The 25,074-nt window shown below is 65.3% G+C and carries 30 protein-coding genes; 7 read left to right on the top strand and 23 right to left on the bottom strand.

What is annotated here, in order from left to right:
* Window positions 1-9: 9 nt before the first annotated feature.
* The 4 genes from JI746_RS21780 to JI746_RS21765 form a co-directional block, all read right to left on the bottom strand.
* Complete coding sequence (locus tag JI746_RS21780) at window positions 10-1,230, bottom strand: type II secretion system F family protein (protein WP_201692387.1); 1,221 nt, start codon at window positions 1,228-1,230, stop codon at window positions 10-12.
* The gene (locus JI746_RS21775; RefSeq protein WP_201692386.1) at window positions 1,230-2,966 is read right to left on the bottom strand and encodes a GspE/PulE family protein; all 1,737 of its coding nucleotides are present in this window, start codon (window positions 2,964-2,966) and stop codon (window positions 1,230-1,232) included. The genes JI746_RS21780 and JI746_RS21775 overlap by 1 nt, the downstream gene beginning before the upstream one ends.
* Window positions 2,967-3,030: 64 nt before the next feature.
* The gene (locus tag JI746_RS21770) at window positions 3,031-3,582 is read right to left on the bottom strand and encodes a hypothetical protein (protein WP_201692385.1); all 552 of its coding nucleotides are present in this window, start codon (window positions 3,580-3,582) and stop codon (window positions 3,031-3,033) included.
* Entirely contained in the window at window positions 3,579-5,252 is a 1,674-nt protein-coding gene (locus JI746_RS21765; RefSeq protein ID WP_201692384.1) for a type II secretion system protein GspD, read from the bottom strand. Before JI746_RS21765 ends, JI746_RS21770 begins: the two co-directional genes overlap by 4 nt.
* Before the next feature lie 3 nt (window positions 5,253-5,255).
* On the opposite strand from JI746_RS21765, the gene JI746_RS21760 reads away from it, so the two are divergent.
* Window positions 5,256-5,570: a hypothetical protein gene (locus tag JI746_RS21760; protein WP_201692383.1), complete on the top strand. Its 315-nt coding sequence runs from the start codon at window positions 5,256-5,258 to the stop codon at window positions 5,568-5,570.
* Between the two features lie 62 nt (window positions 5,571-5,632).
* Here the strand turns inward: JI746_RS21760 and JI746_RS21755 are convergent, their stop codons facing one another.
* Both JI746_RS21755 and JI746_RS21750 read right to left on the bottom strand, forming a co-directional pair.
* Window positions 5,633-5,896: a hypothetical protein gene (locus tag JI746_RS21755; protein ID WP_201692382.1), complete on the bottom strand. Its 264-nt coding sequence runs from the start codon at window positions 5,894-5,896 to the stop codon at window positions 5,633-5,635.
* Between the two features lie 19 nt (window positions 5,897-5,915).
* Window positions 5,916-6,092 carry a hypothetical protein gene (locus tag JI746_RS21750; RefSeq protein WP_201692381.1) on the bottom strand — a complete coding sequence of 59 codons (177 nt, stop codon included), beginning with the start codon at window positions 6,090-6,092 and terminating at the stop codon, window positions 5,916-5,918.
* A gap of 270 nt (window positions 6,093-6,362) precedes the next feature.
* Between JI746_RS21750 and JI746_RS21745 the strand changes: the two genes are divergently transcribed.
* Complete coding sequence (locus JI746_RS21745) at window positions 6,363-6,908, top strand: AAA family ATPase (RefSeq protein ID WP_201692380.1); 546 nt, start codon at window positions 6,363-6,365, stop codon at window positions 6,906-6,908.
* A 75-nt stretch (window positions 6,909-6,983) separates the two neighbouring features.
* Window positions 6,984-7,778, top strand: coding sequence for a metallophosphoesterase (locus tag JI746_RS21740; RefSeq protein WP_201692379.1), 795 nt, complete (start codon window positions 6,984-6,986; stop codon window positions 7,776-7,778).
* A 66-nt stretch (window positions 7,779-7,844) separates the two neighbouring features.
* On the opposite strand, the gene JI746_RS21735 is transcribed toward JI746_RS21740, so the two are convergent.
* The 10 genes from JI746_RS21735 to JI746_RS21690 form a co-directional block, all read right to left on the bottom strand.
* Entirely contained in the window at window positions 7,845-8,369 is a 525-nt protein-coding gene (locus JI746_RS21735) for a hypothetical protein (RefSeq protein WP_201692378.1), read from the bottom strand.
* A 133-nt stretch (window positions 8,370-8,502) separates the two neighbouring features.
* Entirely contained in the window at window positions 8,503-8,838 is a 336-nt protein-coding gene (locus JI746_RS21730; RefSeq protein WP_201692377.1) for a hypothetical protein, read from the bottom strand.
* Between the two features lie 73 nt (window positions 8,839-8,911).
* Window positions 8,912-9,430, bottom strand: a complete 519-nt coding sequence (locus JI746_RS21725) for a hypothetical protein (protein WP_201692376.1) — start codon at window positions 9,428-9,430, stop codon at window positions 8,912-8,914.
* Window positions 9,431-9,528: 98 nt separating this feature from the next.
* Window positions 9,529-11,715, bottom strand: a complete 2,187-nt coding sequence (locus tag JI746_RS21720; protein WP_236600036.1) for a DNA topoisomerase III — start codon at window positions 11,713-11,715, stop codon at window positions 9,529-9,531.
* A 16-nt stretch (window positions 11,716-11,731) separates the two neighbouring features.
* The gene (locus JI746_RS21715; protein ID WP_201692375.1) at window positions 11,732-12,037 is read right to left on the bottom strand and encodes a hypothetical protein; all 306 of its coding nucleotides are present in this window, start codon (window positions 12,035-12,037) and stop codon (window positions 11,732-11,734) included.
* Window positions 12,038-12,162: 125 nt separating this feature from the next.
* Complete coding sequence (gene ftsZ, locus JI746_RS21710) at window positions 12,163-13,503, bottom strand: cell division protein FtsZ (RefSeq protein ID WP_201692374.1); 1,341 nt, start codon at window positions 13,501-13,503, stop codon at window positions 12,163-12,165.
* 134 nt (window positions 13,504-13,637) lie between these two features.
* Complete coding sequence (locus JI746_RS21705) at window positions 13,638-13,952, bottom strand: hypothetical protein (RefSeq protein WP_201692373.1); 315 nt, start codon at window positions 13,950-13,952, stop codon at window positions 13,638-13,640.
* Window positions 13,953-14,012: 60 nt separating this feature from the next.
* Complete coding sequence (locus JI746_RS21700) at window positions 14,013-14,750, bottom strand: prepilin peptidase (RefSeq protein WP_201692372.1); 738 nt, start codon at window positions 14,748-14,750, stop codon at window positions 14,013-14,015.
* Between the two features lie 101 nt (window positions 14,751-14,851).
* The gene (locus JI746_RS21695; protein ID WP_201692371.1) at window positions 14,852-15,085 is read right to left on the bottom strand and encodes a hypothetical protein; all 234 of its coding nucleotides are present in this window, start codon (window positions 15,083-15,085) and stop codon (window positions 14,852-14,854) included.
* A 68-nt stretch (window positions 15,086-15,153) separates the two neighbouring features.
* Window positions 15,154-15,657 carry a metal-dependent hydrolase gene (locus JI746_RS21690; protein WP_201692370.1) on the bottom strand — a complete coding sequence of 168 codons (504 nt, stop codon included), beginning with the start codon at window positions 15,655-15,657 and terminating at the stop codon, window positions 15,154-15,156.
* Window positions 15,658-15,835: 178 nt separating this feature from the next.
* On the opposite strand from JI746_RS21690, the gene JI746_RS21685 reads away from it, so the two are divergent.
* The 4 genes from JI746_RS21685 (at window position 15,836) to JI746_RS21670 (ending at window position 18,248) form a co-directional block, all read left to right on the top strand.
* Window positions 15,836-16,114 carry a hypothetical protein gene (locus JI746_RS21685; protein WP_201692369.1) on the top strand — a complete coding sequence of 93 codons (279 nt, stop codon included), beginning with the start codon at window positions 15,836-15,838 and terminating at the stop codon, window positions 16,112-16,114.
* Window positions 16,115-16,188: 74 nt separating this feature from the next.
* A complete protein-coding gene (locus JI746_RS21680; protein WP_201692368.1) occupies window positions 16,189-17,106 on the top strand; it encodes a hypothetical protein in 918 nt (305 codons plus the stop codon).
* A 24-nt stretch (window positions 17,107-17,130) separates the two neighbouring features.
* The gene (locus JI746_RS21675) at window positions 17,131-17,832 is read left to right on the top strand and encodes a hypothetical protein (RefSeq protein ID WP_201692367.1); all 702 of its coding nucleotides are present in this window, start codon (window positions 17,131-17,133) and stop codon (window positions 17,830-17,832) included.
* Window positions 17,833-17,891: 59 nt separating this feature from the next.
* On the top strand, window positions 17,892-18,248 hold the full coding sequence (locus tag JI746_RS21670) for a hypothetical protein (RefSeq protein ID WP_201692366.1): 357 nt from the start codon (window positions 17,892-17,894) through the stop codon (window positions 18,246-18,248).
* A gap of 63 nt (window positions 18,249-18,311) precedes the next feature.
* Here the strand turns inward: JI746_RS21670 and JI746_RS21665 are convergent, their stop codons facing one another.
* The 7 genes from JI746_RS21665 to JI746_RS21635 all read right to left on the bottom strand — a co-directional run bounded on the left by JI746_RS21665 (window position 18,312) and on the right by JI746_RS21635 (window position 25,065).
* Entirely contained in the window at window positions 18,312-19,181 is an 870-nt protein-coding gene (locus JI746_RS21665) for a hypothetical protein (protein ID WP_201692365.1), read from the bottom strand.
* 18 nt (window positions 19,182-19,199) lie between these two features.
* Entirely contained in the window at window positions 19,200-19,580 is a 381-nt protein-coding gene (locus JI746_RS21660) for a hypothetical protein (RefSeq protein ID WP_201692364.1), read from the bottom strand.
* Between the two features lie 89 nt (window positions 19,581-19,669).
* Window positions 19,670-19,921 carry a DUF2274 domain-containing protein gene (locus JI746_RS21655; RefSeq protein WP_201692363.1) on the bottom strand — a complete coding sequence of 84 codons (252 nt, stop codon included), beginning with the start codon at window positions 19,919-19,921 and terminating at the stop codon, window positions 19,670-19,672.
* 97 nt (window positions 19,922-20,018) lie between these two features.
* Window positions 20,019-22,190: a helicase C-terminal domain-containing protein gene (locus tag JI746_RS21650; RefSeq protein WP_201692362.1), complete on the bottom strand. Its 2,172-nt coding sequence runs from the start codon at window positions 22,188-22,190 to the stop codon at window positions 20,019-20,021.
* Window positions 22,191-22,459: 269 nt separating this feature from the next.
* Entirely contained in the window at window positions 22,460-22,822 is a 363-nt protein-coding gene (locus JI746_RS21645) for a hypothetical protein (protein ID WP_236600035.1), read from the bottom strand.
* An 82-nt stretch (window positions 22,823-22,904) separates the two neighbouring features.
* Window positions 22,905-23,516: an ATP-dependent DNA ligase gene (locus tag JI746_RS21640; RefSeq protein ID WP_201692360.1), complete on the bottom strand. Its 612-nt coding sequence runs from the start codon at window positions 23,514-23,516 to the stop codon at window positions 22,905-22,907.
* A gap of 67 nt (window positions 23,517-23,583) precedes the next feature.
* Window positions 23,584-25,065 carry a Rossmann-fold NAD(P)-binding domain-containing protein gene (locus tag JI746_RS21635; RefSeq protein WP_201692359.1) on the bottom strand — a complete coding sequence of 494 codons (1,482 nt, stop codon included), beginning with the start codon at window positions 25,063-25,065 and terminating at the stop codon, window positions 23,584-23,586.
* Between the last annotated feature and the right edge of the window lie 9 nt (window positions 25,066-25,074).

Here is a 25,074-nt window from a genome sequence, read left to right as displayed (position 1 = left end):
CCCCTCACCTCAGTTGCCGATGCTGTCCATCGTTCCCGCCATGCCCATGTCCTGCGTGGAAAGCACCAGGTACCCGATGAACAGCACGATGCCGATGTAGCCCAGCATCGCCCAGAAGGACAATTTCACCGCCCGGTCCCAGCCCGCCTCGTATGTGCGGTACCGGTTGTCGCTAAGCTGCTTGAGCGCGCGCGAGAACTGGCTCATGTCCTGGTGCGCGGCAAGAACAACTTGTTCGTCGTGCGTGAGCGCCGGGTCGTCCGAAACGGCCCTGGCCAACGACGTGCCGTGTGCAACGCGCGAATTCACGCGCGCCCAGAACTCCTTGACCAGCGGGCTCTTGTTGTTCGTCACCGTGAGGTGAACGGCGTCTCCGAAGGAGATGCGGCCTCGAATGAGCCGGCTCATGACCTGCATCGACTCCGACATGGCGGAGTCCACCAGGATGGCCTTGATGAACGGGATGCGGTCCAGCAGCCGCTCCACGAAGGCGCGAGACTTGCCGCTGCCCTCGAAGTAGGCGACCACGATGAGCGTGAGCAGGGCGAAGACCAGGGCCGTGCCCCAGATGGTGACGTTCGTCACCAGGTGAGCGTGCGCAATCGCCGCCTTGAACGCCGCGAGCTTTGCCTCGTCATCCGTCTTCAGGCCCGTTTCTTCCAGGTGCTTGAGCGCAGCGGGCACGGACAGCACACCCGAGAAGCCCATGAAGAACTCCCAGCCGATGGCCTTGAGCTTCAGGTACCGCATCAGGCGGGACGCCTTGTTGTTTTCCAGGTGTTCGGCGCACGAAATCACCGCTTCGGACAGCCTGCCCGTGGCCTCGCCAGTCTTCAGGAGCGCCAGCGACGCGCCGTCCATCATGTTCAGGGCGTCCATCGCATCCGAGAAGGAGCCGCCGCGCGACAGGATGTCGAGCGCGCCCTGCAGCTTCAGACGCAGCTTCGGATTGCTCTCGGACTCGATGAAGCGCTGCAGCGCCTTGCCCGCGGACGCCCCTGCTTCGACGTGGAAACGCAGCGCGTTCAGGAACACCAGCTTGTAGTCCTTGGAGAACTTCGTGCGCGCAAACAGCGACTCCGAGCGCCGCTCGACGGACAGCACCTCGCCGCACTCGGCGAAGCCGCGGCGACGGGCTTCCTTCTCCGAGGTCATGTAGTAGTCCTTGTGCAGCTTGCGCCCGAGAACGCGGTCGTGGAAGTGCACGCGGTAGAAGAAGTTCTTTTGCATCAGCCGCGGTCTCCGGTGACGGCACGCACGGTGTCGATGTCGATGAGGCCGGCCTTGAGCAGGCGGCCAGCGGAATCCTTGCGCGAAAAGTACGTCACGCCGTCCACCGACAGGATGGGCTCCACTCCCTTGTTGTCCGCCAGGATTTCCCGGATGGCTTCGCGGGTCGAGGGGCGGTTGTCTACAAACACGGCTTCGGGGACGAGCACCCGGCCGAAGTAGCCCGTGCGGCCGCACTTTTCGCAGCCGACCTTGCGACCGACGAGAAAGCCGGGTGCCAGGCCGTACTCCGCCAGTTCCTGCGGGGCCAGGACGCTGGACGCCGGCACACGCTCGCAGCAGGAGCACAGCCTGCGCGCCAGGCGCTGGTTCGTCACACCCTTGAGCAGGCTCGCGAGCGTGGCGATGCCGACAGGGCGGTAGGCGGGAGAAAGCAGGTTCAGCACGCGCGTGAGCGCCTCGAGCGACGATGAGGCGTGCACCGTGGACATCATCAGGTGGCCCGACTCGCCACCGCGAAGCAGTGCTTCCGAGGTTTCGCAGTCGCGGCACTCGCCCACGACAAGCACGTCCGGGTCCTGGCGCATCTGCGCGCGCAGGATGCTCGCGTAGGTCAGGCCCGTCGCTTCGTTGGCTAGCGTCTGGCGAATCCCCGGCACGTTCTGCTCGATGGGGTCCTCGCTGGTCATGATGTTCAGCCGGTCCTTGTCCATCGAGTTGATGACGCCGTACAGCGTCGTGGACTTGCCGGTGCCCGTCGGGCCGGTGATGAGCAGCAGGCCGGGCATCTTGCCCACCGGCAGCCGGGTGGCCGTCACGAGTTCTTCGAGCAGCTGCGGGTGGTCCTGCAGCAGGATTTCGAGCGACTTGAAGTTGTTGGGGTCGAGAATCCGCAGTGTCACCGTCTCCGACTCGCCGGACAGGGGCAGCGAGGCCACGCGCACGTCGACGCGGCGGCCCTGGAACTCCACATCCACGCGGCCGTCCTGCGGGTGGCGTGTGTCCGAAAAGTCCATGCCGGAGCGGCCCTTGAGAACCGAAACCAGCACGCTGGCCGAGGCCGGCGTCAGCAGGAAGCGCAGGCGCAGCTGGCCGTCGATGCGGTACGAGATGGAGCAGGTTTCCGGGCTGCTGTCCTTGTCGATGTGGATGTCCGAGGAGCGGGACTGAATGGCGTCCTGGATGATGGCAACCAGGATGTCCCCGGCGTTGCCGTTGTCCGGGTTGCGGTTCAGCGCCGCGATTTCGCGCGCAAGGGAGTGCGAGTCAACCGTCCGGCTTTTCAGGGCTTGGAGAATCTCGCCCTGGTCGCCCGGGACCTGCACCACCTTGTCCACGGCCATGCCGGAGCGGAACGCTGCGTCCTTCAGTTCGGCGAGCTCGCGCTCGGTCAGGCGCCGCAGCGGTGCCACGTGCAACTCCTTGCCCACCACGCCGATGACTTTGAGCTTCAGCCGGTGGCACAGGTGCGCTGGGATGTCCACGGACAGTGCAACGCCGCTGGCGGCGGTGTCATTCTGCGAGGCAGCCACGATGTCGGCGTCGGTGACGTACCGGCGCGCCATCAGGATGTCGGACAGGCGAGCGCCAGCCTGCCCACAGTCGGACAGGTGCTGCTGGATGCGTTTGGCGTTTTCGAGCTGCGTGAGCTCAATTCGGCCCATCTGCAGCAGTCGCTCGGCGAGTTGTTGGTCGGTCATCAGCGCAATCCAATGGCGGTCAGTGGCGGTATCCACGTTGGACAGGCCAGCGGCCGATTCGTGGCAAGAACACAGCCCCCGCGTCTGGCGGGGGCCGGTTTCAGCGAGCGGGCACCAGCACAGGCGCTGGCGTGACCTGGCCGGGCAGGGCCTTTCGAGGCGTCGGGGCCGCGACGTCCGACTCGAAGACGAGGGTGTTCTTGAAGTAGAACTGCACGCGGCGCTCGTTCAAGCTGCGGCCGGTCAACTTGACCGAATACGGCTTGCCGTCACCGAGCACGACGCTTTCTCCCTCGCGCACCAGCAGCGACTGCGTGGGCGCGCCGGACGGGTCGAGCATGCGCAGCATGGCGAAGTCCTGGCCGAGGCCGACGACCTTCATCGTGGTTTGCAGCAGCTTGATGCCTTGCCGCTCGAAGGTCTCCTGGAAGGCCTTGGGCGTGTCCATGGAATCGAGGTTCGGGACGGCGAGCCCATACGGCTGGCCGGGGGCCGGAGCCGTCACGGGAGCCGGGGCAGCGGGGGAGCGAGCACCAAACGGATTGGTGGTCATGGCCAGCGCCGGGGCGGCAGCGGGCGCGGTCGCTGGACCCGCCAGGGCAGCGCCACTGCAAAGGCCTGCCAGTGCGAGAATGGTCAGGAGCTTCTTCATTGCGGCACCTTGGCGGGTTCGAAGGTGGTCACGCTCGGGCGCAGGACGACCACCAGTTCGTAGCGAGAGCCCTTTTGCTGCCTGCGGGTGGCAAAGAGGTCCTTCAGGAAGGGCACATTCGGGGCTTCGCGCTGCGTTTCGTCGCGCGTGGTGATGATTCCACCCAGGAGCACGGCCTCGCCCGGGCGAACGCGCACGGACGGCGTTTCGATGGTGCGGTCCGAGGTTTCGGGAAGCTGCAGCGTGGAGTCACCGCTGGTCACGGTGTTCATCCCCACCAGCTCGCTCATCGTGAGCTTGATTCGCGTGTAGACGGTGCCTTCGCGAACGCGCCCGGAGACTTCCATCGCGGTGCCGACCTTCACGGCGCTGGTCTGCATCGTGGTGCTGGTCGCGTTGCCGTTGCCTACCGCCGTGGTGCCGACCGAGCTCACGTAGGTGATGGAGTTCTGGTTGTCGAACTTGGCGGTCAGGCCGGACTGCACGTGAGCGACCGGCTGATTCATGATGCGCACGGCACCCTGCGTGCGCAGGAAGGACAGGATTCCGTCGAGCGCGAGGTTGCCTACGGCGTACTTCATGCCCATCCCGATGCCACCAGTGAGGGCGGCGCCGGTGGACTTGGTGGAGAAGCTCAGGCTGCTGTTGCCGGACGCCCAGCCCAGCTTGTCCCACTGGATGCCCGCGGTCGCATCGTCGTCCAGGCGAACTTCGATGACGCTGACCTCGTAGGTGATTTGCTGCTGTTCCGCGGCGACTTGCTTGACGTATGCGGCGACGTCTTCCGCCACGCGGCGGCTGGCCCGGAACGAAACGAGGCTGGTGCTCGGGTTGTAGTTCACGTCCTGCGCGCCCAGCCCGGGCAACGTCTTGGCGGTGGCTTCCGCGATTTCGGCCTGCGGCGGGAACTCGAGCACGTACATCCGTTCGGGCAAAACCCGAAGAACGGATTTCCTGGCGTCGAAGGTGTAGTGGAAGCCGTAGCTTTGGCTCAGCTCGTCGAGAACGTCGGTAAGCGAGCCGCGAAGACCGACGGCGCCGGAGCCAGCGCTCCCCGTGTCCGCCTTGGGCGCGAGGTCCGGATGCAGCGACAGGGAAATGTCAGCACCGGAAGCCGCGAGCACCAGGCGCAGCGACTCTTCCAGCGTGCTGTCGCGGGAAATCTTCACCGGGCTCACGGTGACCGCCGGCAGTGCATCGGTGGCCTGCTCGGCGCGCATCACGATGTTCAGCGGCTTGGCCGGTGCGTCCACTTCCACGATGGCGTTGCCGCCACTGCGTCCGTGCGTTTCGGCCTTTGCAGGCATGGCGGGCACCTGCATGTCCTTGTCCAGGCGCTCCGCGAGCGTGGGCTGGGCAGGCGCGGCAACCGAGGCGGTTGTGGGCGCCGGCGCGTACTCTTCGGCCGCAGCGACGCCGGCCCACAGCATTTGGGCAGCGACGAACGCAATCGCGGTCGGTCGGCAGTAGTTATTCATTGAGGCCAAAGCTCCAGGGTCGGTGGTGGCTACCGTTCTTGGACAGCGCTCCTCGCCTTTCGTTAGCCGCCGCAGGCTCGCGCGATTAGCACCAAAGGCATCTTTTGCACCCCCTGGCTCGAACAACAGGGGCTGACGTCGGTCATACATGCGAGCGGGCGCGAACGAGGTGCCCGCAGCAAAGGATTCCAAGCCATGACCCCAGCATTCATCGTCGTGCACCAGGGCGCCGCCTACAGCAACGGCAAGCGAGCCGACCTGTACTTCCGCGCCAACCCGTACCTCGCGCAGGTAGGGGTGGTCGAAGCGGATGACCGCAACGAAGGCAAGTTCCAGTTCCGCGCGCTGTCCGTGCACGCGGGCCACGGCACGCGGACGCTGGGCCGCGGTGGTTTCAGCGCCGAGACAGCCCCGGTCGAAATGGCGGCAGTGTTCGACGCCATGTGGAACGAAGCTCTCGAGCAGCGCTTCGGCCGCGCGAACGACAAGAGCGGACGCTCGGACCGCTGAACGACACGCACAACGCACAAGGGAGCCGCGGCTCCCTTGTTGTGTTTCGCTAGCCCCTTGGCTTAGTCGTCGACGTCCAGGCGCGTCACCATATCGGGCTCCAGCGGCGGGAGCACCAGCTTCGGCGACGTGCCCGGGCCTTGGTCGACCAGTTGGCCTTCCAGCTTCTTCCACAGTGTCTTGGCCCAGCCCCGCTTGAAGGGGTCGGTCGGCTTGGCTCCCAGGCCGTGGCCAGCTTCCCAGTGGTTGTAGCCGTAGCGCACCGGGGCGCTCTTGTCCTCGGTGTGGATTTTCTGGAACCAGGCGGTGACGGGTTGGGCGGACATCGCTGCTCTCTGGGTTACGTCACGCCGGAAGAAGCGCCGTCAAGGCGCCCGACACGTACAGGACGCCCAGGATTGCCGACATGACACCGAGCACCAGGCATGCGCCCTTGGCGTCCAGGTCTTCGTAGTAGAGCGTGACCAGGCCAAGAGTCAGGACGGTGGCTAGAGCGACTGCGGTGAGGATGTTCACGAACATTGGCGGGCTCCGGTTTTCAGTTGCATACGACGTGTAGCTACCGGGCCTTCGGGAAAGTGCTGTCCCGTGCAACCAAAAAGAAACCCCCCACGTGGAGCACCGCGCTTGCGCCGGGTCCAGAGGTGAGGGGCGTATTAGTGGGAGCGTGCCGATGTTCGGCGGCACCCAGTCTTAGACCACGGCGCCGCGCTCGCGTTGCCGCCTGTGCAGCAGATTCACCCCGCGAGCACTGGTCTAAACAAGCTGCATCCCTTTCGAGCAGCACGTCTCATGAACTCGCCCGCCACTCAGCACAATCCCGTTGTCGTCAATTTCTTCGCCGGCCCCGGGGCGGGGAAGACGACCACCGCCGCGCGCGTGTTCGCCGACCTGAAGGCAGCAGGCTACGAGGCCGAATACGTGCCGGAGTTCGCGAAGGTGGCGACCTGGGCGGGGCACACCAGCACGCTGCAGGACCAGCTTTACTTATTTGCCAAGCAGAACAACCGGCTGGAAGTCCTGCGCAAGCAGCCCCTCGACTTCATCATCATGGACTCGCCATTGCTCATGTGCCTGGCGTACACGCCGCCGAACTACTTCCCGGCGTTCCGCGACCTGGTGCTGCAGGTGTCCAACTCCTACGACAACCGCAACTTCCTGCTGGAGCGCACGACGCGCTATTCACCAGTGGGCCGCAACGAGACGGAAGACCAGGCGCGAGAGAAGTGCCGGCAGATTCGCGAGGTCCTGGAGAGCACCGGCGTGGTCTACCGGCTGCTGAAAGACAAGTTTTCTGCCGCCGAAGAGGCTGTCGCGTCGCTGCTTTCGGACAGGTGAGCGCAAGGCAGCCACCGCCGGCGGGACAAATACGGCTGAGCGGTGTCAAACTTAGCTGACGCCACCACGACCCCAATGCGAATCCAGCTTGCCAGTGACCTGCACCTCGAGCACCTGCGCCGGAACTTCCCTGGCGAGCGGGTGATTTTGCACGCCCACGGCGCGGACGTTCTGGTGCTGGCAGGGGACATCGCCAACGGGCTGGAAGCCGTTGACTTCTTCGGCCACTGGCCAGTGCCGGTCCTGTACCTGCCCGGCAATCACGAGTTCTACGGGCACGAATTCCAGAAACTGCGCCAGCAGCTGCGCTCGGAGTGCGAGGGCACGTCCATCCGCTTCATGGATGATGACGTCGTGGATTTCGGCGGCGTTCGCTTTCTTGGCTCGACGCTGTGGACAGACTACCGCCTGCAGCTCAATCGCACGCAGCGCCAGCTGATGGAGCACGCGCAGCAGCGCATCAGCGACCACTTCAGAATCCGGATGCCGCACGACCAGCGATTCAGCACTGCCGACGCGCTGCGTGAGCACGAGAAGTCCCGCGCCTGGCTGGACGCGGAGCTAGCCAAACGCTACGACGGCAAGACGGTGGTTGTGACACACCACGGCCCCCATCGACTCTCGGTACACCCGCGCTACGCGGGCGACCCGCTGAACGCCGCATTCGTGAGCGACTTGAGCGACTTGGTGCCGAAAGCGGACCTCTGGCTGCACGGCCACGTGCACGACAGCTTCGACTACAGAGTGGGCCGCTGCAGGATTGTGGCGAACCCCCTTGGCTATCCGCGCAGCACGAATTTCGCGCGCGAGGCCAAGGACGTGGTGTTCGAGAACCAGGCGTTCCAGTGGGCCTGCGTCATCGAGGTCTAAGAGCGAAACCCGTGTCCCGAGTCTTCTTCGACACCAAGTTCGAGGGCCTGCGCGACCACGGCGCGGTCAGGGGGAGCGCTTCTTCGCTTCTTCTTCTGCCTTCCACCGCTCCGCGTCTCTCTTGAAGTCGGCCGGCGTAGGCACCCCTGGCGGGAAAACGCAGTCGGGCGAAAGCGGTTGCAGCTTGACGGCCCACTGGCGCGCTTCCGCATGGTCTTCCCGCGCAACGGCCTCGATGTACTTGCGCCAGTCCTCGGGCCAGTCGTGGGCGAACCGGTCAAAGCTGTCCCAGTAACGGAACTTGTTACCCACCCAGGGCTCCAGGGCCAGCGCAAACACGTCGTACGCCCGCCCGACTATCTCCAGAGAGTTCTCGGCGACCTTCATGGGCACCCCGAACATCAAAAAGAGTTTCTCCAGACGTTCTGCGTCCTCAGGCGCCATGACTGCATTTCCTCGCGAGCCCTCGGACACCTCAGGCCAGACCTGATTAAGGATGAGCCATTGCTCGCGTGGCGGCATCCGGCCCATGCCCGGCTCGTTTGAGTACATGCCGTAGAAGTCAAACTGAGCGAGTTTTCGCAGAGACATATCTGGCATTCTTGCAGCACTGTTGAAGGTTGGCTTGACGAGCGACAGAGCCAAGCGCGTCGGCGCGTGGCAATGTTGCCGCAAACAAACGCCCCGCACACGCGGGGCTCGATGCAGGGTGCGCGGCGGGCGCTCAGTACTCGATGAGAAGTTCTGCAGCCGGCGTGCTTGCGCCGGAGAGCACGGCCGCCAAGTTCGCACCCCGGCATTCGAGCTTGGCGCGCTCGGCGCGCGAGACCTCTCGAACTGCCCCGCCCACCGCCGTCACGTACATCTTCGTGGGGGACAGGGCGCCACGCTGGATTCCGTTGAGCCGCCCCAACGGGCAGAGCTGCTCACTGGCATGTTCGGTGGTGGCCAGCGTGACCGAAACCGTGAAGGATGCTTCCGCGGTCCCGGCGCGCACAGGCGCGGGAGCCAGAACGGCGACGGTGAGGAGTAGGGCGAAGTGAAGGCGCACGGCAGGCATGTTTTCGAGGCGGGAACAAAAAAGCCGCCGCCGGAGCCTTCTAGACATCCGGGGACGGCTTTCGTTTGACCGCTTACTGGCCGTACAGGGCGTAGATGGCTTTCACGCGGTATTCGCACATGCCCAGGGCGCGCGCCACGCGGCGGGATTTACGCAGCGTCTTGCGCAGGCGAAGGATGGCGAACACCCAGCCCTTGTCGCAGGACAGTGCCCACTCGTACGCACGCTCCTTCTTGCGGCCGTGCGTTCCGGTGCAGGCCTGGTCGCGCACGTTGAAGGCCTTGTCTTCGATGTACTGCACGGTCGCCGGCGACACGCCAGCGGTCTGCGCCGCGGTGTCCAGCGGGAAGCCGTCGGCACGCAGGCCCAGCATGTCCTGGACGTCGCCCACCGGCAGAATCTTGGTGCCGGTGCGGTCCGGCTTCGGGAACAGGTCCGAGTTCAGGCCCGCGTGCTGCGCGATGGCCTGCACGGTTTCCTCGGTGATGTTGAATGCGTCGCTGACCGAAGCGCAGCCGTCCCCGCGGAACAGCGCGTAGCACACGGCCAGGTATTCGGCGCGCGACAGGGTGGGGTTGGCAAGCTTGGTCATTTCTGCTCCAGCGGTGGTTTTCTGTTTTCGTACGACGTGTAGCGAATGGCCTTTCAAAAAGGTGCTGGCTCCCGCGCGAGGGCGGAAGCCGTTCCGGGCTACTTCTTTTTGAAGGCGGGGCGGTGCGCGGGCTTGGGCGAGCTCGAGGAGCTGGAGCCCTTCGCCGGGTAGGAAGGCTTGGCGCCACCGCTACCGAAATCCGGCTTGCCGTTCTTGTCGCTCGCCGAGCCCTTGCAGCCGGTCTCCCGGTAACCACTGCAACCCCAGAAGAAGCCGCCAGGACTCTTAGGGATGCGGCGCAGGGCCTTGTCGCAAATGGGGCACTTGTACTGGGGTGCGGCCACGACGGAAACCGAGGAGCCTTTGGCGTCGCCCACCAGCTTGGTGACAAAGGCCACCTGCTTGGTCAAGAACTCGTCGGAGCTCGCGCCCTGGCGGATTTCTTCCAGGCGCTGCTCGAAGATGGCCGTCAGGTCAGGCTGCGTCAGCACCGCGGGCAACGCGGCGATGAGCGCCCGCGCAGCCGGCGTGGAGATGAGCTGCTTGCCCTTGGTTTCCAGGAACTTGCGGTTCTTCAGCGTCTCCAGGATGGACGCGCGCGTGGCCTCGGTGCCGATGCCGGCGGACTCCTTCAGGAGCTTCTTGATGGCCGGGTCGGTGACGAAAGCCTGGATGTTCGCCATCGCCTTGATAAGAGTGCCTTCCGTGAAGCGTGCCGGCGGCTTGGTCTGCTTGGCGGCGACTTCCGCCTTCACGCAGGGCGCCGAGTCTCCCTTGCTGCAGGTCGGGATGGCCTGCTTGTCCTGGTCGTCGTCCTCTTCGTCAGCGGATGCGCCGAACACCTCTTTCCAGCCAGGCTTGAGCACCTGGCGGCCCGTGGCGGCGAACTTCTCGCCCATCGTCTCGAATTCCACCGAGTTTTGCAGGTAATCGAAGTCCGGGAAGAACTGCGCGACGTAGTGGCGGCAAATCAGGTCGTAGATTTGCTGTTCGTCCTTCGACAGCCGCGACGTGTCGCCGCCGGAGAGCGTCGGGATGATGGCGTGGTGAGCCGACACCTTCTTGTCGTTGAAGGCACCCGACTTCTTGCTCGCACTTGCACGACCGGCCAGCGCCGCAAGCGCCGGATAGCTCTTGGCGATGGCGCGCAGCACCGTCGGAGCCTCGGCATGCATGGAGTCCGGCAGGTACTGGCAGTCCGAGCGCGGATAGGTCGTCAGCTTGTGCGTTTCGTAGAGCGCCTGGCAGGTGTCCAGCACCTTTTGCGCCGACATGCCGAACTTCGCGGAAGCGGCGGACTGTAGGGCGGACAGTGAGAACGGCAGCGGCGCGCCTTGGCTTTGCTTCTTCGACTCGAAGGCGGAGACCTTGCCGGGGCGGCCGGTGACCTTCGCGACCAGCGCGTCGGCGACCTTGCGGTCGAGAAGCCGGCCTTCTTCGTCGATGCCTGCGCCTTCCTTGGGCGAGAGCCACTTGGCGCGGACGTTCGTCGCACCGACCTTGAAGGTGCCGAAGACCTCGAAGTAGTCGCGCGGCTTGAAGTTCTCGATTGCGAGGTCGCGCCGCACCACCAGGCCGAGCGTGGGTGTCTGCACGCGGCCGACCGACAGAACGCCCTGGCCGCCGGCGCGCCGGCCAGCGAGCGTATAGGCCCGCGTGAGGTTCATGCCGATGAGCCAGTCCACGCGCGAACGCGCCTCTGCGGCAGTCTTGAGCGGATAGGTGGCCGCACCTGGCTTCAGGGTAGCCAGGGCCTTGTCGATAGACGCGTCGTCCATCGCGGAGAGCCACAGACGCTGAACGGGGCCCTTGTACTTGAGCTGCTCCAGCGGCTCGTACACCAGCAGCTCGCCTTCCTGGTCCGCGTCGCCAGCGTGCACCACGTTGGTGGCCTTTGCCAGCAGGTCCTTGATGACGCGAATCTGCGCCTTGGCGCTGTCCTTGGGCAGGAGCTTCCAGGACTTCGGCACGATGGGCAGCGCGTCGAAGCTCCACTTCTTGAGCTCCTCGTCATAGTCGTCCGGCGCGGCGTTCTCGAACACGTGGCCGACGCACCAGGTCACGATTTTTCCGCCGGCGCACTCGATGAAGCCCGGAGCGTTGCGCACCGGCTTGAGTCGAGCGGCGATGGCGCGGCCCATCGAGGGCTTTTCGGCGATGAATAGCGTTGTCATTTTCGAAAGAGGTGGTGTTATTCGCGTGTAGCGACCAACCCTCTTTCGACAGTGCTCGACCCGTTGCGTTAAGTCCTGAAGCGAGAAACCCGCCACTTGGGCGGGTTCCATGCTGAACAACGGGTTTTCAGGCGGCGTCGGACGCGGGCCCCGCCTTGTTCACCAACCGCCTGTTCACCACATGGAGAACGAGGTAGGCGGCAGACGCGCCAGGCAAGCACCCGAAAAGACCATGCAGCAATCCGCTACCCTGCGCCGCGACAGCACCCCCGAACGTCCCTGTTGCCATGGTGGCAGCGACGGCCAGAGCCAGACTCAAGGCAATCAGAGCGAGGGTCAGGCTGAGCCTCATGAGAGTCTCGAGAAGCGAGGCCACGGTGCAGGCCAGGGCTGTCCAGAAGGGCGGCTTTTTCGTTCGGTTGGTGTTTGACATGCAATTTCTCCGGTGCGGATGGAACGTGTAGCCACTACCCTCATTCGACATTGCTCCTCGCCCTATGTTCGTCCAGGACTCGCCCACACGTCACGCGGGCAGGCTGCGGGCCAGAGAACAGGTTTTCAGGCCGCTGCTTTGCGCAGCCAAGCAGGGATGCGGTCGTTCAGCCACCCTTCGCCCTCTTTGTGAGACTGCCGCGTCTGAGCCAACTCCTTACGTTCGTGCGAGGGACGCGCGGGTTGGCGCACGGGCAGGGAAGCCGGCACCTCAGGGGTTGCCCGGCCCTGCACGGGGCCAGGCCCTTGCGCCAGCTCCTGCAGGTCAACGTCCAGCGGCAGGGCAGAGGCCCTGTTGGAGCGGAAAACCGCAGGCCGCTCGCGCGCAGCCCACGGGTCGTCGAATGCCGTGCGCGGTTTCGCCACAGCAGGTTCTTCGATGGGCGGCTTGGCGACAACTTCGGTCAGCACCGGCACGGTCACCGTCGAAGGCGCAGCAGCAGCCGGAGTGCCGCGCGCGCCGGACGCATCTTCCAGCCCCGTGGCCACCACGGTGACGCGAATTGCGTCTCCCATGCTGTCGTCATAGACCGCACCGTAGATGATGGTGGCGTCCTCGTCCACGAAGCCACGGATGATGTCCATGACCTCGCGTGGTTCGCGCATGCGCAAGCTCTCGGACGAGGCGGTGATGTTCACCAGCACGCCCTTGGCGCTGGCCAGGTTCACCCCTTCCAGCAGCGGGCAGGCGATGGCCTGGCGGGCAGCCGTTGCGGCGCGCTCGGGCCCTGCAGCGGCGCCGTAGCCCATCATCGCGCGACCGGTGTTGCTCATCACGGTGCGCACATCCATGAAGTCGACGTTGACCACGCCGGCGCCGGTGATGACCTCGGTGATTCCGGAGACCGCGCCGTACAGCACGTCGTCCGCGGCCGCGAACGCATCCTTTTGCGTCACGTCTTCGCCGAGGACCTCGAGCAGCTTGTCGTTGAGAACGACCACCAGCGAGTTCACGTGCTGCGCCAGCTCGTAGATGCCGGCTTCGGCCTGCTTGCGGCGCCTGGCGCCCTCGAAGGCGAACGGCTTGGTGACCACGCCCACGGTGAGGATGCCCATCTCGCGCGCAATTTCGGCAATGACCGGCGCTGCGCCAGTACCCGTTCCGCCGCCCATGCCCGCGGTGATGAACAGCATGTTGGCGCCGCGCAGCGCTTCCGCGACCTGCTTCTTGGCTTCGCGCGCAGCCTCGCGCCCTACGTCAGGGTTCGAGCCTGCACCCAAACCCGTTTCACCGAGCTTCAGGAGCGACGCAGCTCCGGTGGCAGCCAGCGCCTGCACGTCGGTGTTCGCACAGACGAACTGGACACCCGAGAAGTCCTTTTGAATCATGTGGCGTACTGCATTGCCGCCGGCGCCGCCTACGCCGATGACCTTGATGATGGATGGTTGCTCGCTCTCGTTCTTCACGGGGTGTCTCTGCTGGTAGTTGGGACTGACGCATATAGCTACTGAACTTCTCAGACCGCGGTGCCTTAAAAGTGTTAGGGCTAAAACAAAGAACCCGCCGGCGAGGGCGGGTTGGTGGCCGGAGAACGTCTCCTTCAGGTCGCAGTCTTGGCGCGCAGGGCCTTTCTGCGCTTCCTCGCCGCGCTCCAGCACCACAGCCCTGCGATTAGCACGAGGGCGAGCACCCCGCTGACCGCATAGCTGCCGGTCATCCAGCTGCCGAGCAGGCGGGCGACCAGTGCTTTGCCTTCGACCGCCGCATCCGCACCGAAAACTCCGGTCACCATCGCCAGGCCGACCAGCAAGGCCGCGCCGCACCCGGTTGTGATGAGCATGTCGAGGCCGAACACCAATTCGCCGGCAACGTCTGCCCAGCGGGAAGCTTTGGTGGGTTTAGCGGGGGTGTTCATTCGCGGGCTCCAGAGTTTGTATGCATACAGACAAGTGGCTGCCGCTGGCGTTCTGCGTGGTCAGCCCCAGCGCACCCAGTGGATGAAGTCCGTCAAGCCCGCGCCCATCAGCGAGCCCGCAGCGGCAAGCGCCAGCGCAGGGCCGAACGCGAATCCTGCCCGCGCATCATTGCCCCGCAGCAGCGCGATAAGCGGCACCAGCAACGCCAGCACCGCACCGGTGGCCAGCGTGTTCACCGCTGCGATTGGGCCAAGCCACGCCCCTACGCCGGCCAGCAACTTCGCATCGCCGCCGCCGAGGCCGTCCTCGCCAGCCAGGCGCTTGTACAGGTACGCGGGCAGCCACAAGGCTGCATAACCGACGGCAGCCCCCTGAACCGCCGCAGCGGGGCCAACGAAGCCGGCACCAGCCGCGGCGAGCAGCAGGCCGCCCCACAGGAACGGCAAGGTCAGCATGTCCGGCAGCAGCTGCGAGCGGAAGTCGGCGAGCGCCAGGACTTGCAGGACCAGCAGGAAGACGATGGCGGCCAGTGCCGCCGGTGCCACGCCGAAGCTGGAGACCGCGAGAGCCGCGGCAAGGGCGCTGAGACCGCCTTGCAGCAACCGCGCCTGCAGGTCGGGCTGCTCGAAGACGGGTTCCGGGACGTGTTCGGCCGGCACGCCACGCGCCTGGTATTCCGCAAGCGCCCACTCGAATTCCAGCCGTTGTGGCGCCCAGTAGCCGACGCGGGCGAGTTGGCTGCCGACGGCCGCAGCCACAAACGCAGCGGAGAGAACTTGAGGGTTGAAGTCAAACATTGATTGCATCAAGAACAGCGGGCAGGGACGGCGAAGCGCGCCGGGGCCTGCTTTCGACCGCGGTGGCGCCAAGTTGTTCGGTTCACGGAGCGGCCAGTCGCCTACTTACGGGCCGGAGCAGCCTTCTTGCCGTTCATCATTTCGTCGACGGCAGCCTGTGCACCGCCCGCACCGAGCCGTTTCGCTTGGTGCGTCAGCGTTTGTTCCGGGGCCGCCGCGGCGCGCATCGCGTAGAGGTCAAGGACCAGCACGCCAACGCCAATCGCCACGAGTGCGAACAGAAGGAAGCTGGTCACAGAACCTGCTTGCTTGCGAAGAGAAGTGGTGATGGCCATTAGGGCTCCCGTTTTGGTGTGTTCACTACGTGTAGCGAACGGCCGCCAAAAACGGTGCCCGCTGCCGGTCAGGCAGAAAACACGGCCAGCGCCGAGTCGAGCGCCCCTGAGGCCTTCAGCGCCCAGGCGCCCGCAACCCAGGTGAGGAACACCATCGGCATGACCATCTGGTCGCTGCGCCACCACCTGAGGCTGAAGCGGCGCCGCGTCGGGCGGGAAATCGGGATGCCGGTGGGATTCGGGACATCCATGGCCAGGTGTGTGAGTCCACCTACGGCGAAGCCCAAACCCGCGCTGACCCACCAGGCCTGCTGCACATTGAAGTAGCACAGGGCGAACGCGAGGGCCCACAGCGGCAGCCAGTGCGTCCAGGTGCGGTGCGGAATGACGCTCTTGCGCCACCCCTTGTCGTCGAACCAGGCAATCTCCATCCAGTCCGGCGCAGTGACGCCGGGGAGCGCGCCGATGGCAGCAATCCAGGGCAGCAAACCGGAAAGGCCCAGGCGGTGAGCCAAGGCGTAGGCGAGGGCGGCAGCGCCCCAGCCGGTTGCGATATGTCCGGTTCGAGTCATCTTGAGTCCGAAGTGCTATCTGTGTTGCACGGAGCGGCGGCGGCAGCTGTCTAACTTCTTGGACAGGCCTCACGCCGCCTTTTGAGACGTGTAGGTACCGGCAGCGAAAAAAGGTGCTGCTACCGCCACCGGCGCGCGTCCGCGCGCGTGAGCCGCAACACAACGAAAGCCCGAACCCATGAAAACGCTCTTTGTCGCCATCGCCCTCATCGCCGCCTTCGGCGCTCAAGCCGCGCCGGAAGTCGTGTCGGTCACGCCGAAGTACCAGCGGCAGCTGACCATCGCGCACGAGCAGTGCGACCCGGGCCCGTGTGCACGCTCGTTCATCTATGACCAGCGTGTCGTGGGCTACGAAGTCGTGCGGCGCGACGGCGACAGCCTCACGACCACGGTGGAGCGCGTCATTCCGAAGGACGCCAAGCCGGAAGTCGTGCTGCACCTGCTCGACCCGAACTAAGGCGCGCGCCGACGCCAGCACCCTCGTGCGAAGCCGGTAGCTACACGGTGGATGAAAGCCCGTGGAGAGCCCAGATGTCCGACGAACTGAAAAAGCCAGACAGCCGCTCCGTCGCCTTCGAAAACGAAGTCGGCGTGCTGAAGTTCGTCCGCTTCTTTGGCCACATGCGACGCGCGGAAATTTCGCGCGCCGGCTGGCACGGCTCGTCCGCGGAATCCGCCGAAAAGATGGCAGCGCGCACCATCGCGCGAATGCTCGAAAAGGGGCTCCTGCTGCCCCGGCAGAACTCACTCGGTGAAACGTCCTACGTGCTGACCAGCCGCGCGGCTGCACTCCTGTCCAACGAATACGGTCTGCCCACCAACGCGGGCTACAACATCCAGGGCGTGGCGGGCCCGCAGTTCTGGCACCGCACTCTGGCCACCAACTACCTGCTGCACACCATCGAAAAGGGCGGTGAGGCCTTCGGCGAGTACGCCATCAACCACGGCTGGTGCCCGCTCTCGCGCGAGGACTTCACCAAGCACTACGGCAAGGTGCCCGACGGCCTGGTGCTCTATCCCGGCGAGAGCCGCGGCTACCGGCCTGGCACCGTCGTGGCCGACTGGGTGGAAGTCGAATCGAGCTTCAAGCCGCCCAAGGAACGGCAGAAGATGCTGGACGTTGCCTGGAAGGTGGGCATGCCCCTGCGCGGCGGCGATGGCGCCAGCGAAATCATTTTTGACCGGATGGTCATCGTCTACAGCCAAGACCAGAACCACCGCCAGGCGATTACCCAGACCGCGCGCAAGCAGCTGCGCGACCGCCCGCTGGAAGTGCCGGAAGAAGTCACCAACAGCGTGTGCTTGGCCGCAGTGGAACTGGCCAAGCCTCTGCGCTGGAAGGGCGTCACGGAATCCACGCTGACGGAAGCGCTCAGCGAGCCGGCGCGCACCAGCCATGTGCGCGAAGGCTGCAAGGCGGGCACTTTCCGCGGTGGCCTGAGCCGCTAGCGAATGGGAGCGCTTCGATTCGCATTGCTGGCCGCGTCCCTCGCGGCCGCACTCACATCCGCAACGGGCAATGCAGAAGGAAGCATCCCGGAGCTCACGCGCGCAGTCGCGGTGGTCAGCAGCCTGCCGGGACCGCTGGTCTCAGGCTACCGACCGGAGCAGGGTGCCGACAACGCCTTCATGCACCTGACGCTGCGCGATGACCAGGTGGCCTCTCGCTGCAGCGTCACCTATGACCCGCGAGGCGAGTTCCTGCAGCGCGGCGCATTCGCTGCTTCGGGCCTGAGCTTGGCAGAAGGGGCTCTCTTCGTCATGCTGCACGAGAAGGGCCACTGCGCGAACTGGAGCCAGCCGCGGCCGGCCACGGGCGTGGGCGTGGCCGACAAGAAGCAGGCTCAGCTTGTCGAGGACCTGCAGGACGAGGCCTTCGCTGATGTCTATGCGGTGCTGTGGATGTCGAAGCTCGCGCCGGAGAAGGCGGACCACTACCTGCAATCCGTGCTCTCACTGCGCTACGACGAGTGGTACCTGCTGGCCGGCGAGGCGCACACGCACTACACCGTGCCGACGCTGGAGCAGCTCGAGCTCCAGGATGTTGCGCTGTTCGGTCCCGACGAGTGGCGCGGGCTTGAGCCGTCTCGCATCCTCACACTCGCCTCAACGCTGAGTGTCTACAGCGCACGAAGCTACCGCACAGCGCTCTCCGCCCCGCCCGGCATGGATTAGCACCGATTTGAAGGGCTGGTGCCTACACCAGTTAAAGCCCCACCGAACGGAGAAAAACCATGCAGTCGTTCCCCAAATTCGTCAATTCCCTGGAAGCTGCGGAGCGCAGCTTCGAAGAGTGCGCCGACGCACTCGACCAGGACGTTCTGGACCAGTTTGCCGCCATGGGCGACGACGCTGCCGAACTCCTGGAACTGGACGCGGACCCCACGCCCGAGAACCTTGCTCGGCGCCTGGAACTGCGCGCGGCCCTGAGTGTGGCCGACGCAACCCGGAACGCGACGCTTGCCGCTTCGCAGGAAGCCGCGGCGGACGCCAAGGCGGTGCACGAATTGCTGCACAAGGACCGCCGGGTGCTGGCCGTCCATTTCGGCCGCATGTGCGCTGTGAGCTGCTTCAAGCGCACGCTGCACTAAGCGCCACCGGTGGGGCATTGCGAAGGGAGCCGCAGGGCTCCCTTTTTCGTTGCGGCGCGGGGGTTACCGTGTCCTGCCAAGCAGGCCGATGACTGCGACGCTGCCGTCGCTGAACTCCAGGCGCAGGCTGCCGACGCGGTAGTCGCCGGCCAAGCCGTCGTAGGAAAGCCGAATTCTGCAGCTCGCACCGACGTGCAACTCTCCGCAATCGTTGGCCTGCCCGAATCCGGGCCGCAACTCCACGCTGGAGATGCTCAGGCGCGGATTCGCCGGCTCTCCGGCGGCGCCGTCTTCGAGGACTACCGCTTGGTTCGTGAGAACCAGGTCGGTATAGCCGCCCTGTGCGCCACTGCGCAGGATGACACCGGGTCCCATCACCGCCGTGGCATCCGCACCATCAATTCGGATGCCTTCGGGAATAACCGTCGGCAGCGGAACATCGCGGCGGTCAAGAACCTTGACCCCTGTGATTAGCGTGGGGTACGCGGCCGGCGGCACTCCGTAACCCGGGAGCTCGCTGCACGTGTTTGCGTCCGCGGCGCTCATGCCAACATTCGTGAGGCCCTTGAGCGCTTTCACCCATGCGTCGGCTGAAGGCACCCTGAAGCTAACGCACAGCAGGCTCGTGTCGGAGTCGATGCCGCGCATGGCCCACGTCATCCCGGGCAGCTCGTTCGGGGGAAACGGGCCGTGCTCGAAGGGGTCCGCCATCTCCAGCGCGTCAAGCTGGCGCAGCGTGCCTTCCGAAAGTCGGCCCATTGCGCGCGCGTGCCCGCGCTCGATGGTCTTCACTGCATGGGAAATCACGGCGGCGTCGAGTCCCTGCTTCGTCACCATCTTGAACGACAAGGGGTTGGGAGCACCAGCCGGGGCCGCGCTCGATGCGGTCAATGCACCGGCAAGCAGCACAGCGAGTGTTCGGTTCGGTTTCATTTCGGCTGCGCTCTCAGTTCATGCGGCGAGGTGCGCGCTCAGTGCGGTGGCGAACTCACGCGCCGCCTTTGGGTCGAGGGTGGCCAGCCACCAGGCCATGGCCTTCGGATTGCGGCGAAACAGTTCGCAGATGCCGTTGGCACCCTGCCGGGTGAACTCTTCTTCCAGGGGCTTGTCTTCCAGGCCGCTGACCCAGTGCACGCCGTGCAGGGCCTCGTGCAGGAAGGTGTTGGCGACCGTCTGGTCGGTGTTGCCGAAGTTGATGGCAACGTCCTGGTTGTGCAGGTCCGTTTCGCCGAAGACGCCCGCCTTGCGCGCGGCTTCTTCACTCATGCGCGAGACGGTGAAGCCGTAGGCTCCAATGGCAAGCTTGGTGGGCGGGCGCTTACGGGTGGACATTCGCGGGGCTCCGAGAGGTTGTCCAACGTGTAGCTACCGCCCCATTTCACGAGTGCTGAGAGCGGAAAGGCGCTCTGAGCACTTCCCCATTACTGCGCGGCGGGGCCGGCCGCAGGCGCCGCGGCAGGGGCGGCGACCTTCGCCACGAACTTCTGGAAGTCCTTGTCCCCGCTCATGAAGGCCTTGAGGATTTCCTCGGCCATGTGGCCGGCCGTGATGGGCTCGCCGTAGGTGGCCTGGTAGTAGGCCTGGTACTTCTTCAGGTCTTCGACGGTGCCCTTCTTGAAGGTAAAGGCGACGCGTTCGACGGCTTCGTTCGAGGTGACTTTTCCGAGTTTCATGGTGCTTCAGTGGTATTGAGGGGGCGTGCGCGGTTTGTCCGCGCACCCGCTTTTGACATTCGTGGCCGACAAGCATTGCGCCAGCTATGCGCCGTCCTCAGGCGACGCGGCGGATGCTCGCCACGGTCGCTGCGGAAGGGGCGGCGCTCGGCGAGGCCGCAGGCTTCAGGTTCGTCGTGACCCGGAACGGCGGCAGCACCTTGAGCATCTTGCGACCCCAGGCCGTGTTGCGTGCCCGGCTGTCCAGCAGCGTGATGCGTCCCACGTCGGTCTCGCGGCGAACGAGGCGGCCGACCATCTGCACGAGGCGCAGCAGGGCGTCCGGCACGAGGTACTCGCTGAAATACTTGCTGCCAACCTGCTCCTGGCGCTCCTGCTCCACAGGGGTATCCGGCACGCCGAACGGCAGGCGCGTGATGACCAGGTGCGTGAGGTAGTCGCCCGGCAGGTCCAGGCCTTCGGCCATCTTCTGCACGCCCAGCAGGATGCTTCCCTTGCCGGCGTCGATGCGCGCGCGGTGGCTTGCGAGCAGCTGCTGCATGCTGGTGGAGTCCTGCACCAGCACCTTGTCCCTGCCGAACGCGTTCTCCAGGGCCTTGACCGTCGCCAGCATCATGGCACGCGAGTTGAAAAGCACCAGGGTGGCCTCGCTCGGTTCGATGGCCTCGAGCAGCTTGCCTTCCATTTCTTTCTGGAAGCCGGCGTCCTTGGGGGTGTTTTCCATGGACGGCAGGCACAGCGTGCTGTTCTGGTACGGCAGCACGTACGGGTACACGCGCGTGCGGGCGTCCGCGGGCAGGCCGGTGGCCAGCTTGAAGCGGTCGAAGCCCTCGTTGATGTCGCGCAGGGTGGCCGACACAAGGGCCGAGGAGCAGCGCTCGTTCTCCCAGAGCACTTTGGTCAGCAACTCCACCCCGTCCAGGGGGCAGACGTGCAGCGCCAGCCGGCCGACGGTGCCTTCTTCGGTGTCGCGGCGAAATGCCCAGCGCGCCAGGTTCTTGGCGGACAGGAAGTCCTCGGCGGCGCGGATGTTGCCGGCCAGGCGACCGAGCCAGCCGGTGAGCTCGAACAGGATGGCGGACTCCTGCGCCGCGTCCTTTTCGTCCGTCTTGTGGTGCCGAATGAGCTGCGCGGTCTCCGACAGGATGCTGCGAAGCACCTTGGCCTCGTTCATGTAGAACGTCACGGGTTCGATGATTTGCGCGGGCACCCCGCCGGCGGCAAAGCGCAGGACTTCCTTGCGCGGCTCGAACTCCAGCGCCAGCAGCGCGTTGCGAACTGCGCGGCAGGACTCCGCATAGCGCTTCGTTTCGAAGTTCGAGGGCGCGATGCCTTTGCGGCGCAGGCTGGCGGACAGCTTTTTCAGCTTGAACGCGCGCTGCGCGAGCACGTCGATGCCCTTGAGGTTCTCGTCGGCGCTCAGCGCGTCCAGTTTCGCCTCGCCCAGCTTGATAGCCTTGTCGCCGATGTGGTGCGCTTCATCGACCACCAGCATGTAGCGCTCGGTCGGGAACACGCCGCTGTCCTTGTCCTCGAGGGACATGGCCAGGTCGGCGAACACGAGGTCGTGGTTAGCAACGATGATGTCGGCAACCGCGAGCTTGGCGCGGTCCTTGAAGAACGGGCACTGCTCGTAGAAGTCGCAGCGTTTGTTCAGGCAGGTGTCGGCGCAGGCCTGCACGATACGCCACACCTTGGGCGTCTTGGTCTTGAGGCTGTCCGAGTCACCGTCCCACTCGTTGGTGTCCCAGGCTTCCATCAGCTTCTGCGCGTCGTAGTAGTCCGCGCCTTGGTCGACGGCACCGGAGTCGAACATGTCGTGCTGGCCGGGCTGAACGCCGCGCTTGCCCGTCACTTCACCCCCGCTTTCCAGAAAGCGCACGGCGGATTGAGGGCAGAAGTAGCGGCCGCGCCCTTTGGCCACGGCGAAGCTGCCGCTCTTGACGAGGCCGGTCTTGGCCAGCAGGGGCAGGTCGTTGTTGATGATTTGTTCTTGCAACGCAATGGTCGCCGTAGCAACCACCACGGGTGCGTTGAATGCCTCGCGCGCGGCGAGGGCGCCAATCAGGTATGCCAGCGTCTTGCCGGTTCCGGTGGGCGCTTCGGCGGCGTAGGGCTTGCCTTCCATGAAGGACAGGAAGATGTCGCGGGACAGCTGCTCCTGCTCAGGCCGGGGCGACAGGCCCTGCGCAACAAGCGCCGCGTAGGCCACCGAGATGGAGTCCTTCGCAGGCGTTTTGTTCGGCTTGAAAGTGACGACAGAGCCCATCGCGCTAGTCCCCAAAGAAGTTGTTTTTGTTGATGACAAGTCGTATAGCAACGGCACTTCCCGGCGCGTGCTCGCCCCGGCAGCTCCGGGGAGCAAAACCGCCTGCAGAAGGCCAGGCGGTCAGGAAGTGCTGTGGAATTTCGACAGGGGACCGCGGCGCCCGTTACGCGTCGGGCAGCAAATAAAAAGAGCCGCCGAGGTGCAACACCAGGGCGGCTTTCTTGTCGGCCCCATGAGGGGCCACTAACAGGGTCTGGAGAACGTGTCCTTCAGGGGGTAGCGCTCTGCGGCGCTTCTTCCTTGTGAAATACCTTTCCTGTCAGCATCACAACGTCCTGCTCGCAGCTGAACTCCATCGTGAGCGAGCCCATCTTGCAGACGAACTTCAGGAACTGGTCCGTCTCCAGCGGCGCGCCGAGATACATGGTGCCTCGTGTCTCGTCCCGGACCTTCATTGCGGGCAGCGGCAGGTCGATGCCCAATGCAGCTGCCTGGGCCCTGTCTTCTTCGGGCAGGTTCGGATACGGCACCACCTGCTTGGCCACCAGGAACTGATTGCCCTCGTTCACGAACAGCACGGGTGCCTTGGGGTTCTTGGTGCTCAGGAAAGCGATGAGGTCTTCCACGAGCATGGGGCGGTCAGACATTTTCGCCATCCTTTCTTGTTGTCTCCCCTCGTATAGACATCCGGGCCTGGCAGGTGTGCTGTTTGCCTTACTTCGTGCGCCGACGCTCGAAGCGTTGCGGCGGCACGGCGCCCGGGCGCTTTATCTTCAGCCAGTCGGCGCTGCGGGTGCCTTGCTGGTAGGTGCTCACGCGCTTCTTGGCCATGAAGCCTTCCAGTTCGAGCCCCAGAACGAATTCTTGGAACAGGCGTGCTTCCGCGGGCAGGTCCAGCACCAACAGCACTGACGTCTGCGGCACGTTGCGCAGCACGCGCGCCAGGCGCTCCTTGCGCTCCGCCAGAGGCAGGCCCATGACGTTCTCGCCGTTGTCCACCAGCAGGTCGAACGCGCACAGCGTCACCGGAGCGCCGGCGACCCATCTGCGCCGGCGTGCACGGGCGTGCAGGCGCTCGAAATCACTTCTTCCAAGGTCGTCCAGCACCGCAGCCTCGCCGTCCACCACATAGGGGCCGCCCGGAATTTTCGCCAGCACCTCGCAGACTTCCGGGTACCACTTCGTGCAGTCCGCTCCGCTTTTCGTGCGCAGCTGCACGGGCTGGCCGCCCCCGAAAGCCGCCAAGGTGCGATAGCCGTCGAACTTGACCTCATAGAGCCAGTCGGGCGAGCTGAAGGCGGGGCGACTGCCTTCCGGCGCCTGCATCGGCCGGATGCTGTCAATGTGGAGCGGGGGAGCAGGCGGGCTCGCGGGCGGGGCCATCCCCGCGACTCTACCGCCCCAGGTCCTTGGCGCGGGAGCGCGCTTTCTTCGGAGCGACTTCGGCGGCCGCCTGGAACGGCAGGACCGGCAGGACATGCCCCAGAGGACAAACCTGCGTGGGGCTCACGGGCCGCTGCCAGCCACTGAGGTCGGCGCTGAGCTCGTCCATCCCGGAGAGATACCGCCGCACGACGCCTTCCAGCTCCACGTGAACGGGAGCAGGGAGCTTTCCCGACAGGTCGCAGTAGGCGATTTTCGGGTTGGCGGGGTCCTTCGGGTTGTCCCAGTGCAGCAATACTTTCTTCGGGTCGGCGCCGCTGACCTGCGCGCGAAACCCAGGGAACACCTGCGTGCGCATGAACTCCGCAGAGTCCAAGACGCCTTGTGCCCACTCCTTGAGGGTGTCTTCCAGGCGCGCGGGACGCCCGTTGGTGGCGAGCTTCAGCTCCGTCGCCAAGTCCTGGCCGGAAGGTGTCATGCTCACGACTTGGCCGTTTTCGAGCTCGAACTTCGCAGTCACTTTCCTCGTCGTGGGCCGGAAGCTTGCGTTCGTGTACTTGCGCTTGAACTGCACCTTCAGCTCCGTGGCCGTCGCGCCCAGGATTTCCCGGTTTCCAGAGGGCAGCAGCCGAAGCAGGTTGCGCTCTAGCGCCTTGTCTGCCAGCGCGTCGCGATTGGCGGCCAGCCAAGCCTTCCCTTGCGCCAAGGCATCCATCGGCGAGGTGCCCTCTGGGAGCTCCAGCTCGGGCCCTTCTACGCCCACGACATCCGGGGGAAAGTCGCTTTCGGGCACAACGAGGGGCTGCACCGTTGTCTCGAACCCGGGGCCCCACTGCACCCGCAGAACGTCACCGACGTCGGCGGCCGCGAATACGTCCACCGTGAATGGGAACTTGGACCCCGCCGGCAAACCACGGTCAGCGAGCAGGGCCCTGAACGCCGTGATTTCGGAGTTGTCCGGTGCAAATCCGTGCGCTAGAGCGTCGCCGATGAACTCCAGCACCGGCCGCATGACGGCCAAGGTCCTGGACAAGTGCTCTTGGCGAGCGGTGCTGGCCGCGATGCTCTCGAAGGGCGCAACGGTGGTCATCGAGCCCAGCTGCTGTGCCTCGTCGGGGTCCAGCGACCGCATGGCCCACGGCGCAGAGTCACACGCCAGGCCCAGCATGGACCACACGCGATTGACACCGGCCAGCGGGGCATACGACTGCGCCCACCTCAAGGCGGCGTTCACGTTCGACTCGGGCGCCAATGTGGCATCCTGGAGCACGAGCGCGCAGCGGCGGCTCAGGCCGTCGCTTCCCGCCTCGTCCTGTAGGAGCTCCTTGACGAGACCAAGCCGCAGGCCGCCAGGCAGCTCCTTGGCGACCTCTTGGCGCAGCTTCCAGCGGTCGCTTGGAGTGACCGTGACACTGCACTGGTAGCCCTCGGCTTCGAGCGCGGGAAACACCTCTTTGCGCAGTGCTTCCTCGTAATAGAGCATTTCGTCCATTGACAGGGG

It is taken from the genome of Ramlibacter alkalitolerans (genome assembly GCF_016722765.1).
Taxonomy (GTDB): Bacteria; Pseudomonadota; Gammaproteobacteria; order Burkholderiales; family Burkholderiaceae_C; genus Ramlibacter; species Ramlibacter alkalitolerans.
The sequence above is the reverse complement of the archived record's forward strand: the minus strand, read 5'-3'. Positions and strand labels throughout refer to the sequence as shown.